Source organism: Candidatus Hydrogenedentota bacterium (assembly GCA_019695095.1).
In the GTDB taxonomy this organism is placed as follows: domain Bacteria; phylum Hydrogenedentota; class Hydrogenedentia; order Hydrogenedentales; family SLHB01; genus JAIBAQ01.
The window spans coordinates 1-3308 of sequence record JAIBAQ010000357.1 but is presented as its reverse complement, the minus strand read 5'-3'; the positions used below and the strand labels follow the sequence as shown (position 1 = coordinate 3308).

Annotated in this window: 4 protein-coding genes and 1 tRNA gene; all 5 read right to left on the bottom strand. The window is 63.0% G+C overall.

The window, feature by feature from the left end; genetic code table 11:
• Positions 1-167 precede the first annotated feature (167 nt).
• The gene (locus K1Y02_26300) at positions 168-341 is read right to left on the bottom strand and encodes an AlpA family phage regulatory protein (GenBank protein MBX7259893.1); all 174 of its coding nucleotides are present in this window, start codon (positions 339-341) and stop codon (positions 168-170) included.
• A 196-nt stretch (positions 342-537) separates the two neighbouring features.
• Entirely contained in the window at positions 538-1296 is a 759-nt protein-coding gene (locus K1Y02_26295) for a hypothetical protein (GenBank protein MBX7259892.1), read from the bottom strand.
• Positions 1289-1636 carry a hypothetical protein gene (locus K1Y02_26290; protein ID MBX7259891.1) on the bottom strand — a complete coding sequence of 116 codons (348 nt, stop codon included), beginning with the start codon at positions 1634-1636 and terminating at the stop codon, positions 1289-1291. Before K1Y02_26290 ends, K1Y02_26295 begins: the two co-directional genes overlap by 8 nt.
• The gene (locus tag K1Y02_26285) at positions 1633-2940 is read right to left on the bottom strand and encodes an integrase arm-type DNA-binding domain-containing protein (GenBank protein MBX7259890.1); all 1308 of its coding nucleotides are present in this window, start codon (positions 2938-2940) and stop codon (positions 1633-1635) included. Before K1Y02_26285 ends, K1Y02_26290 begins: the two co-directional genes overlap by 4 nt.
• Positions 2941-3183: 243 nt before the next feature.
• Positions 3184-3277: transfer RNA gene (locus K1Y02_26280), tRNA-Ser, on the bottom strand.
• Positions 3278-3308 lie beyond the last annotated feature (31 nt).

The following is a 3308-nucleotide window of genomic DNA, read 5'->3' as shown; positions in this document are numbered from 1 at the left end:
GTCCTCAACCGCGCAGCCGGAGCAGCGATGCAACAAGATGCGCCCGTCATCCGTGACTCGCACCGCAAGAGACGGCCGGCGATCCGCGTGCGCCGGACACCGGGCGATCCACCGCCACCGGCCGGTCGCCCGGACGCCGTCCAAGCGCGACAAGAGCTTGTCGACCATTACTGGCCGATGCCGTCGACGTTCCGGCTGGCCGCGATGCGGCTCTCGATCCACCCGTTGACGTCGGACTCGAGCCAGCCGACGGCGCGGGACGACAGCTTGATCGGGGACGGGAAGTTGCCGCGGACGACGCCGTCAAGGATGGACGACCGCCGCAGGCCGGTGCGGTCCATCACCGCGGGGAGGCGCAGGATCGTGTGAAGAGGCGTGCGCGGCTGCTTAGTACCCAAGGTCTGCTCCCATTCGTGTCGCGTCGGATGGCGCCGAGTAGCGCCGTCAGAATCCGCCGCAATCTGGGAACAAAGAGTAGTGAGCCGTTCGGCCTTTCGTCAGTACAAAAATTGGGGGGTAAAGCGGAACATTGCTCGGCTACTGTGCGCCACGTATCAGATTGCGAAGCCGCACCTTCGACGCATCGCCGGTAATGATCTGCAGCACCGATTGCGCCATCGTCAGACCCGCGGCTTCATCTCGATGGCACGACACGAACTCAATGCCATGCTGACGAAAGACATCGCGAAGCTGCTGCGCAGCCCAAGGGCCGGCAATGGATTCATTTCGCCCGGGCCTCCTATAGGGATTCTCAATCTCCCGGGTTGTTGCGCGCTCAAGTGCGCGGAGTCCTTCGTGAACGTTCCCGTGTGCCGCGTCCGCAGTCAACGACTCCAACTCGGCGGGTAGTCGTTCGAGTTTTTCCGCCAAGGCTTCGGTGCGGTCGCGCAGCTCGCGCCACGCGGGCGATGGCGACGACTTGGAAGCGACGATAGCAGCGCGATTCACCCGCTTAAGGCAGTCGACAAGTGGTCCGCGAACCATTGCCCGCTCGAACTCTTCGCAATATGGAGTCGCCGGCCCTTCTAACGACTCCATCAGCGGCGCCATTGTGTCGACAAGTGCGCGAGCTTTGGCCTGCAAGTCTTTAAGCGTTGCGCGTACATGTCCCGTTGGCAAACGATCTGATTCGTAGGACTCAAGATCGCGATAGAGGACGGCAATGTGCGCTATGGCGGCCGCAAACGCAGGGTCGACGCAGACGCCTTGGATTGTGTGGCTTTCTTGGTTCGTGAACGTGCGTTCCGCAACCCACTCACCGATTGGCGCTCGATACACCGGCCAATTCTTAGACACAGAGGTCACCTTCGCTCACTGACTCGCCAAGCGCCATTCGCGCCTTGAGCTGCCACGCCCGCACACGGCAACGGAACGCGTAGTTCAGCACGACGGCCGCGAGCAGAAGTGCCTCATTTTCGGGCAGCGTTACTTGCGTACGGTCGACGGTGCGCCGAATGTAGGGACCGCTTCGGGGTTCGTTACGGCGCCCAATCGTTGCCGCGGAAAGCCAGCAGCTCGCCGCGTTCGCGGGCCACTGGTGCCCCACGCACGACACGCCGGTATCCAAGGCCGTCCGCAACCAACGATCAACGCTCGCGGCCGTTTCGTGCCCTTTTCGGCCCTCTCCGGCGGTCATGCCGCCACCCGCTCGTCGGAGGCGCGGAGCCCCGCCAGCTCGTCGGCGTACCACTCCATGAGTTTCCGTCGTTCCGCGTTGTATTGCGCCTTGTTGTACGCGGCGCGCACCGCGTCCGATTCGCGATGAGCAAGGGCCAGCTCAATCACGTCCGAGCGCCACAGGCCCGACTCGTTCGCCAGCGTGCTAAACAGTTGGCGGAAGCCGTGCCCCGTCATGCGGCTCTCGTAACCGATGGCGGCGAGCGCATAGAGGATCGCGTTTTCCGACGCGGGGCGGTCGTCGCGACGCGGGTGCGCGAATACGAACGGCTTCCCGCCGGTTTGCAGCTTGAGCGACTTCAACAAGGTCAGGACGGCCGGCGCAAGCGGTACAACGTGCTCGCGCCCTGCCTTCATTCGGCTGGCCGGTACAGTCCACAACGCTTCGTTGAGGTCGAATTCATCCCACGTTGCGAATCGTGCCTCCCCAGTACGGCACGCAGTCATCGCGACGAACCACAACAAGGTCCGCGTAACAGGCGTGCCGACGTAGGAGTGCATTGCCCGAAGGAGTTGCGGCACTTCGGCCGGCGGCACGCATGGATGGCTTTCCTCCGGGTTCGCCGCGGTAGCGGCCTTGATGCGCGCAAACGTCAGACGCTTTGCCGCCGCGACCGGATTGCCGGAAGTCTTGTGTAGCACGGCGGCGTACTCGAATACCTCGCCAAGTCGTTGGTGCACTCGGCGGGCGGTTTCGATCTTGCCCTTCGCCAGCATGTCCTCGACCACTCGGATCACGTCGGCCGGCTGGATGCTGTCCACCGGCCGCGATCCGATCAATGCGTAGACGTGATCGCGGAACGATTGCTCGACCTGATGTGCGTGCGCCTCCGTCCAGGTCGGGCGCTTATGCTCGATCCATTCGTCCGCGACGATTTGGAACGTGAGAGCTTGCCGGACTGCGAGCTCGCGTTCGGCCGCCTGTTCCCGGCGTGCCGCCGCGACCGCCGCCTTGGCTTCAAGGTAGTTGAGCCGTTGTTGCTCGCTTTCGAGCTTGGCCGCGAGCGCCGGGTCCCCACCTTTGTTACGGAGCGCCTTGAGCCTGTCACGCTCCAACCGCGCCTCCTTAAGGGTCAGTTCGCCGTCTCGCGTTCCGTAGGTACCGAGGATCAGCGGCTTGAGCTTGCCGTTGGTGACGTAGCGGTACTCGAAGGACTTGCGCCCGGATGAGTACACGACGAGGTACAAACCGTCGCCGTCGATCATGCGGGTTGTCTTGTCCGTGGGCACGGCGGCGCGAATCGCCGCGTCGGTCAGTTTCATGCGACTCCTAGGCAGTATGTTTTGTTGTCGGGGTCAGTATGGCCCGCGCACCAGTGGGCCATAACATACCGCCTAGCATACTGCTTAGGGTCCGGATCGCGTCAAGCGAATCCGAATCCGAACGGACGAACGGTAGTGCGTCAAGGGCCGACGAATCGATCCTAACGCAATGAACTGATTGGGATTTGCTACTCTAGCCGAACCGCTGCAAACTCCAGCGAACGGCTTTGAACATACTGTATCTGGCGGAGACGGAGGGATTCGAACCCTCGATGCAGGTTTTAGCCCGCATGCTCCCTTAGCAGGGGAGTGCCTTCGACCACTCGGCCACGTCTCCGGGACCGCGCATTCTACCGTCAGCGCGCGCG